The 15,610-nt window shown below is 72.0% G+C and carries 13 protein-coding genes and 1 pseudogene; 6 read left to right on the top strand and 8 right to left on the bottom strand.

All coding sequences use genetic code 11. The annotated features are described in order from the left end of the window. Positions 1–266 precede the first annotated feature (266 nt). Together M6G65_RS02535 and xseA are read left to right on the top strand one after the other, a co-directional pair. Positions 267–1,739: an MDR family MFS transporter gene (locus M6G65_RS02535; RefSeq protein ID WP_238196519.1), complete on the top strand. Its 1,473-nt coding sequence runs from the start codon at positions 267–269 to the stop codon at positions 1,737–1,739. A 51-nt stretch (positions 1,740–1,790) separates the two neighbouring features. Continuing rightward, positions 1,791–3,485 (top strand): exodeoxyribonuclease VII large subunit, encoded by a 1,695-nt coding sequence (gene xseA, locus M6G65_RS02530; RefSeq protein ID WP_238196520.1) that lies wholly within the window; start codon positions 1,791–1,793, stop codon positions 3,483–3,485. Positions 3,486–3,499: 14 nt separating this feature from the next. On the opposite strand, the gene M6G65_RS02525 is transcribed toward xseA, so the two are convergent. Then, complete coding sequence (locus tag M6G65_RS02525; protein WP_250103532.1) at positions 3,500–4,249, bottom strand: GNAT family N-acetyltransferase; 750 nt, start codon at positions 4,247–4,249, stop codon at positions 3,500–3,502. Positions 4,250–4,372: 123 nt separating this feature from the next. Here M6G65_RS02525 and M6G65_RS02520 point away from each other — a divergent pair. The 3 genes and pseudogenes from M6G65_RS02520 to M6G65_RS02510 all read left to right on the top strand — a co-directional run. After that, positions 4,373–5,563, top strand: a pseudogene (locus tag M6G65_RS02520) (alpha/beta hydrolase); the annotation flags it as partial. A 229-nt stretch (positions 5,564–5,792) separates the two neighbouring features. Further along, positions 5,793–6,296 (top strand): GMC family oxidoreductase, encoded by a 504-nt coding sequence (locus tag M6G65_RS02515; RefSeq protein ID WP_250104334.1) that lies wholly within the window; start codon positions 5,793–5,795, stop codon positions 6,294–6,296. After that, positions 6,293–7,351 (top strand): GMC oxidoreductase, encoded by a 1,059-nt coding sequence (locus M6G65_RS02510; RefSeq protein ID WP_250103531.1) that lies wholly within the window; start codon positions 6,293–6,295, stop codon positions 7,349–7,351. The genes M6G65_RS02515 and M6G65_RS02510 overlap by 4 nt, the downstream gene beginning before the upstream one ends. Before the next feature lie 108 nt (positions 7,352–7,459). On the opposite strand, the gene M6G65_RS02505 is transcribed toward M6G65_RS02510, so the two are convergent. The 5 genes from M6G65_RS02505 to M6G65_RS02485 all read right to left on the bottom strand — a co-directional run bounded on the left by M6G65_RS02505 (position 7,460) and on the right by M6G65_RS02485 (position 11,170). Further along, positions 7,460–8,122 (bottom strand): GDYXXLXY domain-containing protein, encoded by a 663-nt coding sequence (locus M6G65_RS02505; protein ID WP_238196524.1) that lies wholly within the window; start codon positions 8,120–8,122, stop codon positions 7,460–7,462. After that, complete coding sequence (locus M6G65_RS02500; protein ID WP_250103530.1) at positions 8,119–8,868, bottom strand: hypothetical protein; 750 nt, start codon at positions 8,866–8,868, stop codon at positions 8,119–8,121. Before M6G65_RS02500 ends, M6G65_RS02505 begins: the two co-directional genes overlap by 4 nt. A gap of 101 nt (positions 8,869–8,969) precedes the next feature. Then, positions 8,970–9,395 (bottom strand): DUF2157 domain-containing protein, encoded by a 426-nt coding sequence (locus M6G65_RS02495; protein ID WP_250103529.1) that lies wholly within the window; start codon positions 9,393–9,395, stop codon positions 8,970–8,972. A 435-nt stretch (positions 9,396–9,830) separates the two neighbouring features. Further along, positions 9,831–10,547 (bottom strand): GNAT family N-acetyltransferase, encoded by a 717-nt coding sequence (locus M6G65_RS02490; RefSeq protein WP_238196526.1) that lies wholly within the window; start codon positions 10,545–10,547, stop codon positions 9,831–9,833. Then, entirely contained in the window at positions 10,544–11,170 is a 627-nt protein-coding gene (locus tag M6G65_RS02485) for an FMN-binding negative transcriptional regulator (RefSeq protein ID WP_238196527.1), read from the bottom strand. The genes M6G65_RS02490 and M6G65_RS02485 overlap by 4 nt, the downstream gene beginning before the upstream one ends. 101 nt (positions 11,171–11,271) lie before the next feature. On the opposite strand from M6G65_RS02485, the gene pdxR reads away from it, so the two are divergent. Continuing rightward, positions 11,272–12,753, top strand: coding sequence for a MocR-like pyridoxine biosynthesis transcription factor PdxR (gene pdxR, locus M6G65_RS02480; protein WP_238196528.1), 1,482 nt, complete (start codon positions 11,272–11,274; stop codon positions 12,751–12,753). A gap of 56 nt (positions 12,754–12,809) precedes the next feature. Here the strand turns inward: pdxR and M6G65_RS02475 are convergent, their stop codons facing one another. Further along, a complete protein-coding gene (locus M6G65_RS02475) occupies positions 12,810–14,057 on the bottom strand; it encodes a hypothetical protein (protein WP_250103528.1) in 1,248 nt (415 codons plus the stop codon). A gap of 278 nt (positions 14,058–14,335) precedes the next feature. Continuing rightward, positions 14,336–15,571: a hypothetical protein gene (locus tag M6G65_RS02470; protein ID WP_238196530.1), complete on the bottom strand. Its 1,236-nt coding sequence runs from the start codon at positions 15,569–15,571 to the stop codon at positions 14,336–14,338. Between the last annotated feature and the right edge of the window lie 39 nt (positions 15,572–15,610).

Raw genomic sequence — 15,610 nt, 5'->3', positions numbered from 1 at the left:
GGGCCGCGGAGCGGAGCCCGGGATCCAGAGCCGCCGAGGAGCCAAGCGCTGGCATAGATTGCGGTTCTAGATTCCGGGCTCACCTTCGGTGCCCCGGAATGACGCAGTGAGAAGCCTGACGCTGGATGGGCCCCGCTGGCACGCAGGCCTCGCGGCTGTCTCGGCAGAGCCGATCATGTGCGTTCCCGCACGACACTCGCTTTAGGCGACGGATTACGCGTCGCTCAACGCTAGGTCGACGGCGCTGTCAGGACTAGACCGCGTCCATGCCGAATCCCGCTGAGACGCGCCGCCCGCTGGTCCTCGCCGCGGTGATGGCGGCGATGTTCATGATCGCCATCGAGGCGACCATCGTGTCGACGGCGATGCCGCAGATCGCCGGCCAGCTCGGCGATCTCCACCTCTATGCCTGGGTCTTCGCCTCGTTCCTGCTGACCCAGACCGCCACGACGGTGGTGTTCGGCAAGCTGTCCGATCTCTACGGCCGCCGGCCGGTGCTGCTGTTCGGCATCGCGGTGTTCCTGGTGGGCTCGTGGCTCTGCGGCCTGGCCTGGTCGATGCCGTCCCTGATCCTGTTCCGCCTCGTGCAGGGCGTCGGCGCCGGCGCGATTCAGCCGGTGAGCCTGACGGTGGTCGGCGACCTCTACTCGGCGCGGGAGCGCGGCCGGGTCCAGGGCTACCTCGCGAGCGTCTGGGGCATCTCCTCGGTGGCCGGGCCGCTGGTCGGCGGCCTGATCATCGGCCATCTGAGCTGGCCGTGGATCTTCTGGATCAACCTGCCGATCGGGGTGATCGCGGCTGGACTGTTCCTCCGCTTCCTGCACGAGGGCGTCGAGCGGCGCAGCCGTCAGATTGACGCCCTCGGCGCCGCCCTGTTCACCGCCGCCATCGCGGCGCTCATGATCGCGTTGACCGAGGCCGGCGAATCGGCCGCCGCAGCGCTGTGGCCGGCCGTGGGCTTCGTGGTCGCCGCGATCCTGTTCGTGCTTCAGGAGCGGCGGGCCCCCGATCCGATGCTCGATATCCGCCTGTGGATGCAGCGGCCGATCGCCACCGCCAACACCGCGACGCTTCTGTCCGGCATGACGGTGATCGGGCTCACGGCGTTCCTGCCGATGTACGTCCAGGGCGTCTTGCGGCAATCGCCCCTGATCGCCGGCCTGACGCTGACCTTGATGGTGCTCGGCTGGCCGATCGGCGCCACCACGGCCGCGCGCAGCTTCGTGCGCTTCGGGCTGCGCCCGATCCTGCTGGTCGGCGCGACCCTGCTGCCGCTCGGTGCGACCGCGTTCGTCGCCCTGGGTCCCGCGACCTCCCCGGTGGTCGCGGCCTGCGGCTCGGTGGTGATGGGGCTCGGTATGGGATTCCTGTCGACCGCCGCCATCGTGATCATCCAGGACAGCGTCGCCTGGGCGCAGCGCGGGGCGGCGACGGCCTCGAACATCTTCGCGCGCAACCTCGGCTCGACATTGGGGGCCACCGTTCTCGGCGCCGTGCTGAACTACAGGCTGGCGCACCCCACGAGCGGGCCGACGGTCAATTCCGACGAGCTGCGGCGCCTGCTCGACGATCCGGCAAGCCTTGGCCCCGGGGGCGACGCGATCCGCGACGGGCTCCAGCACGCTCTCCACGGCACGTTCTGGACGGTCTTCGCGGTCGCCGTGCTGACCCTGCTCCTGTCGCTCCTGGTGCCGCCCGTGGCGCTCTCGGATCGCCCGCGCGAACTCGCGGTGGAGTAAGTCTCCGGGCCGGCGCTTCCGTGCGGCCGCGTCATGCTCTAGCGTCCGGCCATGCCCCTCGTGCCGCCCCCGCGTCCATCAGCCAGCCAGGCGGCGGATATCCCGCCGACCAGCGTGCTCACCGCCAATCAGCCCGAATGGACGGTGGGCGACCTCGCCGGCGCGCTGAAGCGCACGCTGGAGGACGCGTTCGGCCATGTGCGCCTGCGCGGCGAGATATCGGGCTATCGCGGTCAGCACGGCTCGGGCCATGCCTATTTCTCCCTGAAGGATGGTCAGGCGCGCATCGACGCGGTCGTCTGGAAGGGCGTGTTCGGTCGCCTGCGCCAGCGCCCGCAGGAGGGGCTGGAGGTCATCGCCACCGGCCGCATCACCACCTTCGCGGGCAAGTCCTCGTACCAGATCGTGGTCGAGAGCCTGGAGCCGGCGGGCCTCGGCGCCTGGATGGCGCTGCTGGAGGAGCGCAAGAAGCAGCTCGCCGCCGAGGGGCTGTTCGCCCCGGAGCACAAGCGCGCGATCCCCTATCTGCCGCGGGTCGTCGGCGTCGTCACCTCCCCCACCGGCGCGGTGATCCGTGACATCCTCCACCGGCTGGAGGACCGCTTCCCCCGCCCCGTTCTGGTCTGGCCGGTCCGGGTCCAGGGCGACGGCGCTGCCGAGGAGGTCGCGGCCGCGATCCGCGGCTTCAACGCGCTGAAGCCCGGCGGCCCTGTTCCGCGCCCGGACGTGCTGATCGTCGCTCGCGGCGGCGGCTCCATCGAGGATCTCTGGGCCTTCAACGAGGAATGTGTGGTCCGCGCCGCGTTCGAGAGCGCGATCCCGCTGATCTCGGCGGTCGGGCACGAAACCGATACGACGCTGATCGACTACGTCTCCGACCGCCGCGCCCCGACACCCACAGGCGCCGCCGAGATGGCCGTGCCGGTCCGCGCCGACCTGATCGCCACGGTTGCGGATCTCGCCGCCCGGAGCGTCGGGGCGGTCGGGCGGCGGATCGAGCGCGACCGGGTCGACCTGCGGGCCCTCGGCCGGGCGCTGCCGAGCGCCGACGTCCTGCTCGCCGCGAAGCGGCAGCGGCTCGACCTCGCCGAGGCGCGCCTCGCCCCGGCGCTGGCGGCGGGCGCCAGCCGTCACCGGGCGCGGCTCCAGCTGCTCCTCGACCGGATGGCACGTCGCTCCCCCGACGTGGCGCTCGCCAACGCCCGCGCACGGCTGGCGCGGATCGACCACCGGCCGCTCCACGCCCTGCGCAACGACGTGCAGCGCAAGGGCGAGGCGCTTGTCCAGCTCGGACGCCGCCTCGTCGTCGCCCGGGACGCCAGCCTGGAACGGGCCCGGGCGCTTCAGGCGCGCCGCGCCGACCGTCTGCTCGCCCTCTCGGACCGCCTCATCCAGGCGGGGACGCGGAGCGTTGAGCGCCGGCGCGACCGGCTGGAGGGCTTGGCGGGATTGCTGGGCTCGCTCAGCTACCGCGCCGTGCTCGAACGCGGCTACGTGCTCGTGCGAGACGCCGCCGGCCTCCCGGTGCGGCATGCCGCGGACGCGGCAGCGGCACGGAGACTGAGCCTGCAATTCGCCGACGGCAGCGTCGAGGCGGTCCCCGACGGCGGAGCCGACTCATCCTCGGCCGGCAAGGCTGCGCATCCGGTCGGCCTGCGGACTCCGTCAGCCTCTCGCGCCGCGGAGCGGCGGACGGCCTCGAAGCCGGCCACGCCGGTGCGGCAGGGGTCGCTGTTCGACGCCTGAGGCCGCCCGCGGGCTCAGGCGGGCCCGACGCGGTAATGGTAGCGGTAGAGCTCCGTCTTGAAGCCGAGCCCGCCGTAGAGCGCCCGCGCCGGCGTGTTGGTGGCGACCACCTGCAGGCAGGCCGACCGCGCACCCTCCTGGCGCGCCCACCGCAACAGCGCCGTGACGGCGCGCTTGGCGTGGCCCCGGCCGCGCAGGGCTTCGAGCGTGACCACCGACTCGATGACCAGAAGCTCCCGATCGAGCACGCCGAAGGCGATCGCCGCGAGACCGCCCTCGGCGGCGGCGGTCGCGAAGGCGCGCGGCTGGACCAGGGCTGCGACCGTGTCGCGGAACACCTGTGCGGCGGCGGCATCGGCCCTGTTCACCGCGTCGCGCAGGGCCAGCCAGTCGGCTCCCGGCGCCGGAGCGACCGCTACGGACGGATCCGGAACCGCCGGGAGGCCGTCGAGGTCACGGAAGAGCGTGCAGGTCTCGCCGACCACGTCGTAGTCGGATCCCGCCAGCAGCGGCTCCATCTGCGGCGCGATCTCCGGGATCCGGAAGATCGCCCGCAGCCCGAGCCGGCCGTAGATCGCGCGCGCGGCGGCGACGGCCGGCTCGGGCGGCCCACTTCCGCGCAAGGGATTGACGGAATTCTGCCGCTTCGACGGGCCCCCGGCGGCGCGCAGAAGGTAACCCTCGACCAGCAGCTGACGCGGGCTCGGCCAGGCATTGAGACAGGCTTCCTCGACGCGCCAAGCGAGCTCGTGGTCCGGGGTCATGGTATCCTCCGGCGGCGGTGATCGCACGCGGCCCGGACTTGGCCAACAGGCGTTCCGGGAAGTCTTCGGCCATGCGGCGTCGCGTACGCTTGAAGCATCTCGGGCTCGCGCGATGTCTCCGCGATGTCTGAACCTGAAATCCTGTTCTGCCTGCACTTCCTGGGCGGCAGTGCGCGAAGTTGGGCGCCGCTTGCGGGCGCGCTCGACGGTGCGCTGACTTGCGTGCCCGTAGACTTGCCGGGCTTTGGCCAGGAGGCCGGCACAACAGGATTTACCGTCGCCGCCATGGCCGACCACGTGGCTGCGGCGGTGCGCGGCCGGGCGCCCACGCGTTACGCAATCGCGGGCCACAGCATGGGCGCCAAGGTGGCCCTGGTCCTGGCGCGCCGTGCCGAGGATGGGGAGCCGGACCTTGCCGGGCTGACCGATCTGATCCTGGTCTCCGGCTCCCCGCCGAGCCCGGAGCCGATCCCCGAGGATCGCCGCGCGCGGATGATCGCCTGGATCGACGCGGATCCCGATACGCGGCGCCGTGAGGCGCAGGCCTTCGTGCGCGAGAATGTCGGGGCCGCACTGGATCCCGATACCGAGGCCCGCGCGGTGGCCGACGTCCTGCAGGCGTCGCCGGAGGCGTGGAAGGCGTGGCTCGAAGCGGGAGCGCGCGAGGATTGGTGCCGCCGTATCGGGGTCCTGCGCACGCCGGCGCTGATCCTGGCCGGCTCCGAGGACGCGGATCTCGGGCCGGACGCGCAGCAGGCCCTGATGGCGCCGCATCTCGCGTTTCACCGCCGCGTCACCGTCGACGGCGTCGGCCATCTCCTGCCGCTGGAGCGACCCGGGACCCTGGCCGAACGGGTGCTCGATCATGTCGGCGATCGGCCGCGCGGATCGGCACCCGCAACCCCTGCGGTGCCCGCTGCCTATCAGGCGCTGATCACCTCGGACCGGGTCAACAGCCGCCTGCGCTCAGTCCTGGATTCCCGCGCCGCGCCGGATGACCCGGCCTACCGGCCGAACGCCCTCAATCCGGTGGAACTCGCGCTCCTGCGCGCCGTCCTCGCCCATGTCCTGCCGGTCCCGGGCATCGATCCGGCGGCCCGGCTCGACAGACGTCTGGCCGATGATGCCGGCGATGGGTGGCGCTACGCGGCGCTGCCGCCGGACGCGGAGGCCTACCGCGCGGCGTTGCGCACGCTTGATGCGGCCGCGCGGGCCGCGCATGATCGGCCCTACCTCGCCCTCGACCCGGAGGCGCAGGCCGCGTTGCTCGTTCTCACGCAGCGCAGCGACCTGACGGTGCCGGAGAGCCTCGGCGGCCGGCTCGACGCCGACCGGATGCGGTTCTGGTTCGAGGATCTGCGCGCCGACGCCACCAAGCTCTGGCTGGCCAGCCGGCGGCCCTGGCGCGGATCGGGTTCTCGGGCATCGGCGCGGGCGGCGACCGGCCGGGGGCGATCGCCGAGGGGCTGCACGGCTTCCACGAAGTCGGGCTCGACGCGCCGGAACCCTGGGAGCCGCGACCCGCGCAGGTGGAGGCGGCACGATGAACCTCGCCGAGATGCGGACCTACCGCGCCGACGATGTCGCCGACGCGGTCATCGTCGGGACCGGGGCCGGCGGAGCCCCGCTCCTCGCGCGGCTCGCGGCCGCCGGCCTGAAGGTCGTCGCCCTGGAGGCCGGACCGAATTTCACGCCGGAGAAATTCGCCTTCGACGAGACGCTCGCCGACGAGATCTACTGGACCGAGGAGCGCCTGAGCGGCGGCTCGACGCCCGAGGCCTTCGGCGGCAACAACAGCGGCACCGGAGTCGGTGGTTCGACGCTGCACTGGGGCGCCTTCGTGCCGCGGTCCGATGCCCGCGACCTGCGGCTCCACACCGAGTCCGGCGAGGGCGTCGACTGGCCGCTGACCTATGACGAGCTGCGGCCATACTACGAGCGGGTCGAGCGCTTCCTCGGCGTCTCGGGGGCGCAGGCCTATCCCTGGGATCCCGAGCGCCGGTATCCCCTCCCCCGGTTCCGCGGAACGGCCCGGCGCGGATCATGAGCGAGGCCTGCGACACGCTCGGTATCCGCTGGGCCGATGCCCCCGCCGCTGTCGTCTCGCGCGACTTCGACTCCGAGGGCGGGCCGCGCCGCAACGCCTGCATTAACTGCGGCTACTGCCACCAGGGCTGCCGCAACGGCGCCAAGGCGAGCATGGACGTGACCTACCTGCCGCTGGCCGTGACCCATGGCGCGGAGATCCGGCCCGAGGCGTTCGTGCACGGGCTGGAGCGCGGCGCCGACGGCCGGGTCACCGCCGTGGTCTACCGGCAGGGCGGCCAGGATCGGCGCCAGCGCTGCGCCGCCGTCTTCCTCTGTGCCGGCGCCGTCGAGACGCCGCGCCTGCTGCTGCATCTCGGGATGGCCAATTCGAGCGACCAAGTCGGGCGCAACTACATGGGCCATGTCGCCACGCAGGTCTGGGGCACGTTCCCGCATGAGGTGCGGATGAACCGAGGCTACCCATCCGCCCTGATCACCGAGGATTTCATCCGGGCCGGTGCCGACTTCGCCGGCGGCTACCTCATCCAGAGCCTCGGCGTGGTGCCGGTGACCTTCGGCAACGCAGTCGCGCGCGGGCGCGGCCTGTGGGGCAAGCCGCTGCTCGACTACCTCGACCGTTACAACAACCTCGCGGGCATCGGCATCAACGGCGAGACCCTGCCCTGCGACGCGAACGTCCTGACCTTGTCGGACGAGACCGACGCGCGGGGGATGCGCAAGGCCCATATCAGCTTCGGCTACAGCACCAACGAGAACCGCCTGAACGCCCACGCGACCAAGGTCATGCGGGGCCTCTGGGAGGCGGCGGGCGCCGAGGATATCTGGGTGCTGGAGCGGGTCGCCCACACGATCGGCACCTGCCGGATGGGGCGCGACGGGTCGAGCGCGGTGGTCGATCCCGTCGGCCGCAGCTTCGACATCGACAACCTGTGGATCTGCGACGGCTCGACCTTCCCGAGTTCCCTCGCCGCCAACCCGGCGCTCACGATCATGGCGTTGAGCCTGCGCACCGCCGCGGCGTTCCTGGCGGCCGGACCGTCGGGGCGGCGCTGACGTCTCCGGTCCGACTGACGCTCGCGCCTAGTCGGGAGCTGTTGGGGACCGCGCTGGAGCGGACCGCGTGTCGAATCGCCGGTCCGCCCACCTGACTTCAGCCGCTCCTCACCACAGGCGTGCGGTCTTGGCGAAAGGCTGGCCCGCAACCAGGATCCCGTCGAGCACCGCGTTGCCGTCCGCTGCCACGCGCACGTCGACGAGGATCTCCTTTCGGGCTGCGCGGTCGAGCTTGGCCGGCACGCCCTGGGCGCCGTACCACCGTTCGATTCCGTAGGTCACGACGCCTGTCAGACAGGCGAGACGCTGGCACATGGCGGGCTCGGCCGGCTGGTTACCGGTTCTGGGGCGGGCGCGGAGCGGAGCGCCCTGGCGCACAAGCGTTCCCGAGCTCAGGTGACCCTTGATGAACGGGACGTCGCCTGCCGGAGGCTCGAACAGCACCTCGTCTGCCCTGTGGACGCCCTCGGCATCGGCGGAGAGACGGAGATAGACGGAGCGCCCGGCCTCGAGACTGCACGATTCGCGAGCTTCGAGATTGCAGTTCGCGGGCGGCGTTCCTGCGCCGATCCCCTGCAGACGCCCGATCTCGTACGTCAGCACGCTGTACTCGCCGCGGAGCAGATCCCGCGGATCCCGGGTCTCGACGGCCAGGCGGACCGAGCGCCCGTCGTTCAGACGCTCAGTCTGCTGCCACGCCAGGAGCGCTGACGGGAGCACCTGGACCACCAACAAGCCGGCGAAGGCGATGCCGAGGATGAGGCCTCTCACGCGGCTCTCCGATCGATGCGGCGCGCAGCCCAGCGACAGGCGAACAGTGCCAGCGTGAGCAGAAGCGCGCAGAGCAGCAGGTTCCCCGAGAAGGCGATGAGATTGCGCGATGCGACGAGCATGCCCAGCGTGACGCCGGCGGTCAGCGCCAATCCCCAGCCGTACAGTTCACGCCTGTCCTCGATATGCCCGGCCACGACGAGGATGAGCGCCGGCACGATACCGCCCCATACGGTCCAGACCGTCGCGGGCTCCCGGCTCAGACTGGCGATCAGCCAGACGAGGAGGGCCAGCGCGGCGGCGGCGAGAACGAGGAGATCGCTCGTCGCGGACAGCGCCGATGCCGACGCGCGGAGGCGGACCAGGATGAGCGCGGCGATGGCGATCGCCGCGAATGCGAGCGCCACCGCTGGGGTTGGCTGCGCGCCGCCGAACCCCAGTATGCGCGCCGAGACCATGACGATTCCGAGGAGGATGAGGCCGACAGCCGCGCGCGCGAGCGCCTGCGCGCCGCCGTGCAGGCGGGTCGCCCATGGTTTTTCCCGGGAGAGACGCGCCAGCACGTGGCCCAGAGCGAGGGCGAGAGCCGCTACGGACAGGATCCGGTCGGGCGGCAGAAGAAACATCGATCCTGCAGGTGTGCTCCCGAGATGGTTGCTGAGCACGACCAGGAGCAGGAGCAGCGTCGTCTCGCGTGCCCGCAGCCAGCCCGAGAGACTTGCGAGGAACAGCGCGGGGCCGACCATCCAGAACCAGGGTTCTGATCCGGAGGCGGCCTCTCCCCGCACCAAGCCGAGGTCGAGGGCGTTGGGGCCCGCATCGCTCGCGACAAGCGCGATGCAGGCGATCACGGCCGCACCGCTGGATCGCGCGACGAGCGCCGTCGCCAGGCCGAGAACCGCGACGGTCCCGGCGAAGCCGCGGGGGTCGGCAGCCACGTGGAAGGTCTGCCCGACCAGGGCCAGCGTGGCCGTCGCGATGGCGAGCGACAGGGTCGCGAGGCCATCGCGAGCCTGTGCGACGTGCCGGCCGGATCACGGGCACGACGTTGCGCCGCGAGGTAGGTGGCGGATACGGCCGCGGCGTTGGCGAGGAAGAGCACGATCAGCCGCCCGGACGGCGGCATCGCCGACCAGTTCGCGGCCACGAACGCGATGACGGAGGGCGCCACGAGGAGGAGGATGCACAGAGCGAGGGCGGTCTGGAGGTGCCGCATACCCCGGGGCGCGAGGGCATGGGCGGCGATGCGCTCGGCCTGCTCCGGCTGGATCAAGCCGCGTTCCTGCCAATCACGGAGGTCGCGCCGGAGGCGCGCGGAATAGGACAGCGGCATGGATCGCCTTCACGCGTTGCCACGCATGGTGTGAGACGAGCTCTTAAATCTCCAATACCGGATCCGAATGCGGTTTTTCGCACATCGGATGATGCCTATTATTCGTTGAACAGGGCGGAAGGCATTGAAGCGAGCGCTCTTCACTCTCTGCGGTCGCTGATGACCCTCGCTGTCCGCCAGGGAGCGGACGAGGGAGGGGCGTCGTCAGGTCACGCTGGAGCGGTCAGCCGCGTCGCGTGCCGCTTTGGCGGTCTGCTTACAGCGAAGTCAGATCGTGGCCTGGTCTTGCGCCGCTCGAGCTGCTCGAGGCCGGGCCCGATAGTGTCTCTCCGGTGTCATGTGCTTCGACGGCGCGGCGTTGCCGGACGACAACGCTTATCGAACCGCCTCGCGCAGCTCCGCCAACCCGCGCCGCTGCCGGCCCTCCGCGTCGAAATTTGCCGGGTCAAGCCAGGCCGCAAATCCGGCGCGCACCCGCGGCCACTCGGCGTCGGTGATCGAGAACCAAGCCGTGTCGCGGGAGCGGCCCTTCACCACGACGGCGTTGCGGAAGATGCCCTCGAAGGTGAAACCGAGGCGCAGGGCGGCTGCCCGGGATGGGGCGTTGAGGCTGTCGCACTTCCACTCGTAGCGGCGGTAGCCCAGCTCATCGAAGGCCCGGGTCATCATCAGCGCCATCGCCTCCGTGGCGGCGGGCGCGCGCTGAAGCTTCGGCCCGAAATGCAGATGGCCGACCTCGATCACCCCGTTGCCGGGGTCGATCCGCAGATACGAGGCGATCCCCAGGGCCTCTCCGCTCGCGCGGTCGAGCACCACGTGGAAGAGCGGATCCTGGCTCGTCTCCATGGCCTCGAGCCGGGCCCGGTAGACGGCTTCACTCGTGGGCATCTCGTCGCCGAGATAGGTCCAGCCGCGCGTATCGGACGCTGCGCTGTAGGTCGCGAACAGGCCGGCCGTGTGAGCCTCCGCGACCAGGGGCACGACCCGGCAGGTGCGGCCCTCCATGGGCGATCGCGGCGGCCGCGGGCGCGCCGTCCAATCCGATAGGTCCGGACCGATCGGCTGGCCGAATTCGTTGAGGCGCGCGCTCATGCCGGGCTCCGCTCGGCGATCAGGCCGGCGAGAACCGGTTCGCCCTCCGCCTGGAAGCCGGCCATGACGCCGTGCCGGTCCGCTTCGGACCTGTTCTGGCTCATCTTCCATTTCCCCTCGATGCGGCTGATCGGGATTTCGACGCCGACGAGCGCCCGGACCTGCGCGGCGACGAACGGCTCGGGCGCGTCCGACACGGCCCAGGGCGCCGCCCGCGGAGCCTCGCGCAGGGCGGTGAGGTCGGCGATCTGTCGGTGCAGCCAGTCCGCCGCCTCGATCACCCGGGGTCGGCCCCAGGCATGGACGGTGGCGTAGTTCCAGGTCGGCACCACGCGCCCGTGCTCGCGCTTGCTCGCGTACCAGCTGGGCGTGACGTAGCCCTGGGGTCCCTGGAACACCACCAAGCACTCCTCCACCGCGGCAAGCTCACGCCCCTGCGGGTTGGCGCGGGCGAGGTGGGCTCGCAGCGTGCCGTGCTCTCCGACCGCGTCGAGGAGGAAGGGGATCGGATTGGCGATGAGACCGCCCGGCCCGGCGGTGACCAGAAGGCCCAGCGGATGGGCGCGGATCAGCGCGTGCTGGGCGGCTTGGCTGTCCTCCCGGAAGTGCGGCGGCTGGTACATCGCCCCTGTCCTGTCTGGCACGTGGATACAGCTCTGCTTGACCCGGCGGCGGACCAGGCGAAAGGTCCAATTCTCTGAACCCGGCTGGACCAGTTTGCACGATGCCCAGGGGGCCGCTTCCGCTGCCCGTCAGCCTCGATCCGGCGGCGGCGCTGCCACTGCACGTGCAGCTGCGCGAGGGCCTGCGAACGGCCATCCTCGACCGCCGCCTGCCGCGCGGTGCCCGGCTGCCGGCCTCGCGGGTCCTCGCGGCGGATCTCGGCTGCGCCCGCGGCACCGTGGTGCTGGCCCTGGAGCAGCTCACCGCGGAAGGCTACCTGACGGCGCGGCCCGGCTCGGCCACGCGCGTCGCCGCGATCCTGCCGGACGATGCGGTCCCGCATTCCAGGCCGGTCGCTCGGACGGCCCTCGGACCGGCGCCGGCGCTGTCGCGGCGCGGCGCCGAGCGCGTCCGTGCACCGTCGCAGCGCTACATGGCGGGACCGGGCGTCCCCGACGCCTTCGCCCTCGGCCGTCCGGCTCTGGACGCGTTCCCCTACGAGGTCTGGGCCCGCCTGCTCCAGGCGGAGTGGCGCCACGGTCCGGCCGAGCGGACCGATCCGCGCGGCTCGGCGGCGCTACGCGGGGCGATCGCCGCCTTCCTCGCCCAGGCCCGCGGCGTCGTCTGCGAGGCCGACGACGTCATCGTCACGGCGGGCATCCGTCAGAGCCTGCGCCTTCTGGCCGAGCTGCTGCTCGATCCGGGCGAGACCGCTTGGGTCGAGGAGCCGGGCTTCCCCGGAATCGCCCGGGCCCTGGCGGGCTCGGGCCTGCGCGTTGTGCCGATCCCGATCGGGCCGGGCGGCCTCTCGGCAAGCCGCGGGGCGGCCGCGGCGCCCGGCGCCCGGCTCGCCGTGGTCACGCCGGCCCAGCATTACCCCCTCGGTTACGCCATGAGCCTCGAGAACCGGCTGGATCTCCTGGCCTGGGCGGATGCGGCCTCGGGCTGGATCGTCGAGGACGATTACGACGGGGCGTACCGCTATGCCGGGCGCCCGCTCGCACCGCTGCGCGCCCTCGATCGCGGCGGGCGGGTGATCTATGTCGGCAGCTTCTCCAAGCTCCTGCTGCCCGCCCTGGGCCTGAGCTACCTCGTCCTGCCGCGCGGCCTCGTGGCGCCGGTCAACCAAGCCCTCGCCGAAACCGGTCCGGCCCCGCCCGGAATCGGCCAGTGGGCGCTGGCCCGCTTCATCGAGGACGGCCATCTCGCCGGTCACCTGCGGCGGACCCGCCGCCTCTATGCCCTGCGTCAGGACGCGCTGGTGGAGGCTGCAAGGCGCCACGCGGCGGACGTGATCGCGGTGGCTCCGATGGAGGGCGGCATGCACCTCATCGCCCGGCCGGGACCTGCCTGGACGCCATCCCTCGCCGATCACGCCGCCGCCGCCGCGCTCGGTCGGGCCGGGATCTCCGCGGTGGCGCTGTCGGCCTACCATGCCGGCGCGCCAGAGCCGGGGCTGCTTCTGGGTTACGCCGCGGTGCCGGAGCGCGCGATCGAACCGGCCGTGCGGCGGATGGCGGAGGCGTTGCGGCTGGCGAGCTGAGCGGGTGCAGGTCGCGCGTCGGTCACGACCCGACAGGCCCGGAGCCGAACGGGGCGTCAGTGAACCAGTGCGCCCGTCTCCGTGAACCGGACCAGCCGCTCGAGCAGCGGTGCCACCATCACCCGGTCGAGCTGCGGCAGCAGACCGTGCCGAGCGTGCGCGACGTTCGCCTCGGCCTGCTCCCGTGCCCGGCGGTGCCGTGCAGCGCGGTCGCTCCTGCAGTCGGCCCACGCCCGCTCGATCGATCGGAACACCCGCGGCAGCCGCTCGGCCGGTTCGGTGACCGGATCGTAGTCATGATCGATCAGGCTGCCGAAGGTGTGGAAGCCCAGTTCCGACAGCCGCGCGACGGCCCGGGGCGCGCCGACCATCACGAAGGGCAGCCCGGTCGCGGCGGCCTTGAGGGACTTCTCCGTGACGCGCTCGACCCCGCCCTCGAAGAAGTCGGTCTCGGAGATGATGGTGAGGTCGCAATCCGCGTAGGCGCGGGTATCCAGGGTCATCACCATGTCGGTACCCGCGGCGGGCGGATCGATCCGCCGGGCCTGCCGGGGGATCCAGTCGCCGACATCGGCGAGCAGAGGAGCGAAGGCGGCCTCGATCTCCGGCGGGGCGTGGAAGACGTTGATGCCGCCGGCCTTCGGGTTGTCCGCCCCGATGCCGTGGAACGAGATCAGCCCGTGCCGATCCATGCCGTTGAGCTGGAACCAGCGGTACAGCAGGACCCGGTGCCAACGCAGGGCCGCGTTCTGGCAGAGAAAGCGCGCGGGCCCGAAATCCCGTGCGAAGGGCGCGTATCCGGTGCGGTCGAGCGGATGCTGCGGGAACAGCCGCGGGCCCGCTTCCGCGTCGAGCCAGAGGGCGACCTGCAGCGGGAAGAACTCGAAGGTCCAGAAGCGCAGGCCCTCCCCGTAGAGCCGCTCGTAATCCAGGCGCAGCATCCTGTTCTGCGAGACGAGGATGACCCGGTCGCGGGGGATCCCGAGCCCGTCGAGGTTGCGATGCAGCGCCTCGAAGGTCGGGGCGTGGAGTCCCGGCCCCTCGTTCGACAGGTCGAGGAGGAGCGCCGCCCGTCCAGCCCGCAGGTTCTCGGCGTCACCCGGCTGCAGCAGGTCCAGCCGTCCGTTCGCGTCCGGGAAACCCAGGCGGACGAAGTCGAGGACCGGCAGGCACAGCACATGGTTCGCCTCGCCCGGATGGTGCGTGACGGTGGTGCGCTTCCCCATCCAGCCGAGCGCCGCCGGCAGGAAATGGCCGGCTTCGCCCCGCGGAACAAGGAGGATCTCGGAGGAGAGCTGGCTCATCGTGACGCCCGAGCGGCCGGTTCGGAGGCGGTCTACCGCGCCGGTGCCGCGCGGAGCCGGATAAAGATTCCGGGCCGATGCGTCGAGGTCGGACTCTTATTGGTCGACAGGCCGCATGTGAGGTCCGGGCGGTGAGCAACCCGTAAATCCCGGTCCATCGGTGTATCCGGGCCGTCATCCCGGAGCCGCGCAGCGGCACTCGGGATGATTCCCGCCGCTGCGCAGGGCTGTCGGGAAGGGCCGCCGAGGCCCCTCCCCGCCATCTTGTCCGGTCCGCCTCAGTTGCGGCCGGCACCCGTCTGGCCACCGGACTGGCCGCCCGAGCGGCCCGCGCCCTGGGCGCCGCCCATGCTGCCGCCGCTCATGCCGCCACGCTCGGCGCCGCCCGTCCGGCCGCCCTCGGTGCCGCCAGCCTTCATGCCACCCTGCTGACCGCCGCGATCCGAGGCGTTGCGGATGCCGTCCTGCTGCTGGCCGCCGCGCATGTCGCTGTTGCGCATGCCGTCGTTCTTGCGGTCCTGGCCGGCCGTGCGGTCCATCCCGCGATCCTGGCCGCGGTCCATGCGGCCCTCGTTGCGACCGTCATTCCGGCCCTCGTTGCGCGAGGCGTTGCGGATGCCGTCCCGCTCGCCGTGCTTGTCGAAGCGCGCGCCGGCGCGCTGCTCGGAGCGGAAGCTGGCGCTGACGGTGCCGCCGCCGCTCAGGCGCCGGTACTCGTCGGAGCCGTAGCGCACGCGGTGACCGCGGATCGTGACGAAGCGGTCCTCCTGCACTGAGACGAGGCGACGATACTCAGGCGAGCCGTACAGGACCCGGTGGCCGCGCACGACCACGTAGCGCTCGCGCGGGCCGCTCTCGCGGACGCTGACGAGGCGCTTGTACTCCGGCGAGCCGTAGAGGACGCGCTGGCCGCGGATGACGACGTAGCGCTCGCGCGGGCCGCGGTTCTCGGTGACGATCAGGCGGCGATATTCCGGCGAGCCGTACACGACCCGGCGGCCGCCGATGAACACGTAGCGGCCCTCGCGGCGGTATCCGCCCTCGACCCGGTTCGAACGCACGTCGGTCCGGCTGCTCACGTCGGTCCGGCCGCGGAAGTCGGCACGGCCGTCGCGATGATCGCCGCGCTCGTTGCGCTCCGCCCGTGCGCCGTTGCGGTCGCCGCGCTCCGCACGATCACCGTTGCGGTCACCCCGATCGTTGCGCTCGGCGCGGGCGCCGTCGCGATCCCCGCGCTCGGCACCGGCGCGACCGCGGTCCTGGGCCATCCGGCCCTCGCCACCCGCGTCCCGGCCCTGAGCGGAGCGGCCCGTATCGGCGCCGCCCCGATCGGATCCGGCCTGGCTGCCTCCCTGCAAGCCGCCGCGGTCACCGCCGCCGGCCTTCATGCCGGACTCGGCTCCGCCCTGGCCGCCGCGGCCGCTCATCCCGGCGCCAGCGCCGGCGCCGCCCTGTTGCGCATAGGCCGAGGTGCTGATCAGCAGCGCGGCCAGACCGATGGACAATTTCCGCATGGGAATTCCTCCGATGTTGAATCTGCCACGCAACGTCGA

Source organism: Methylobacterium tardum (assembly GCF_023546765.1).
Taxonomy (GTDB): Bacteria; Pseudomonadota; Alphaproteobacteria; order Rhizobiales; family Beijerinckiaceae; genus Methylobacterium; species Methylobacterium tardum.
This window is presented reverse-complemented; position numbering and strand designations above follow the sequence as displayed.

What these genes read in the sequence shown, in the direction of transcription:
- M6G65_RS02500 (WP_250103530.1), bottom strand. Translation starts at nt 8,868, where the DNA reads ATGGTCGGCCCCGCGCTGTTCCTCGCAAGTCTCTCGGGCTGGCTGCGG.
- M6G65_RS02490 (WP_238196526.1), bottom strand. Translation starts at nt 10,547, where the DNA reads ATGAGCGCGCGCCTCAACGAATTCGGCCAGCCGATCGGTCCGGACCTA.
- M6G65_RS02515 (WP_250104334.1), top strand. Translation starts at nt 5,793, where the DNA reads ATGAACCTCGCCGAGATGCGGACCTACCGCGCCGACGATGTCGCCGAC.
- pdxR (WP_238196528.1), top strand. Translation starts at nt 11,272, where the DNA reads ATGCCCAGGGGGCCGCTTCCGCTGCCCGTCAGCCTCGATCCGGCGGCG.
- M6G65_RS02510 (WP_250103531.1), top strand. Translation starts at nt 6,293, where the DNA reads ATGAGCGAGGCCTGCGACACGCTCGGTATCCGCTGGGCCGATGCCCCC.
- M6G65_RS02470 (WP_238196530.1), bottom strand. Translation starts at nt 15,571, where the DNA reads ATGCGGAAATTGTCCATCGGTCTGGCCGCGCTGCTGATCAGCACCTCG.
- M6G65_RS02485 (WP_238196527.1), bottom strand. Translation starts at nt 11,170, where the DNA reads ATGTACCAGCCGCCGCACTTCCGGGAGGACAGCCAAGCCGCCCAGCAC.
- M6G65_RS02475 (WP_250103528.1), bottom strand. Translation starts at nt 14,057, where the DNA reads ATGAGCCAGCTCTCCTCCGAGATCCTCCTTGTTCCGCGGGGCGAAGCC.
- M6G65_RS02525 (WP_250103532.1), bottom strand. Translation starts at nt 4,249, where the DNA reads ATGACCCCGGACCACGAGCTCGCTTGGCGCGTCGAGGAAGCCTGTCTC.
- M6G65_RS02535 (WP_238196519.1), top strand. Translation starts at nt 267, where the DNA reads ATGCCGAATCCCGCTGAGACGCGCCGCCCGCTGGTCCTCGCCGCGGTG.
- xseA (WP_238196520.1), top strand. Translation starts at nt 1,791, where the DNA reads ATGCCCCTCGTGCCGCCCCCGCGTCCATCAGCCAGCCAGGCGGCGGAT.